The sequence below is a fragment of the Xanthomonas sp. SHU 166 genome, assembly GCF_000364685.1.
Taxonomy (GTDB): Bacteria; Pseudomonadota; Gammaproteobacteria; order Xanthomonadales; family Xanthomonadaceae; genus Xanthomonas_A; species Xanthomonas_A sontii.
Genome location: NZ_AQOJ01000603.1, coordinates 1 through 519 on the forward strand (window position 1 = coordinate 1; position 519 = coordinate 519).

1 pseudogene is annotated in these 519 nt (G+C 76.9%); it reads left to right on the forward strand.

The window, feature by feature from the left end:
* Nucleotides 1-30: 30 nt before the first annotated feature.
* A pseudogene (locus tag D180_RS24610) lies at nucleotides 31-519 on the forward strand (SPOR domain-containing protein); the annotation flags it as partial.

Genomic DNA, 519 nt, shown 5'->3' on the forward strand with positions numbered 1-519 from the left:
CCGTCCACTGCGCCCACGCCGTTCGCTGCCGTGCCTGCGCCCGCTCCAACCCAGAGCCAGGTCGAGCCTGCGGCGAAGCCCGCCGCCGACGCGGCGGTGTGCCTGAGCGTAGGACCGTACCCGGACCGCGACGCGGCGCAGGCGGCCGTCGCCGCGCTGGCCCCGGGAGCGCCGCGTCCGCGCTTGCGCGAGGCCGCCGACAGCGACGCCACCAGCTTCCGCGTGATCCTGCCGACCATCGGCGGCGAAGACGGCCTCAGGCAGGCCACCGAGCGCATCGTCGCCGCCGGCATCCGCGACTATTACCCGTTGCGCCAGGGCGATGCCGGCAATGCCATCGCCCTGGGCCAGTACCGCAGCCGCGAGGGGGCCGAGCGCCGCCGCCAGGAACTGGCCCGTGCCGGCTTCAACGCCGACCTGATCCCCAGTGGCGGCAGCGGCCAGTCGCGCTGGTGGCTGGACCTGCGCGCCGACTCCGCGGCGCAGGCCGCGACCCTGCGCCGCCAGCTCGGCGCCGCG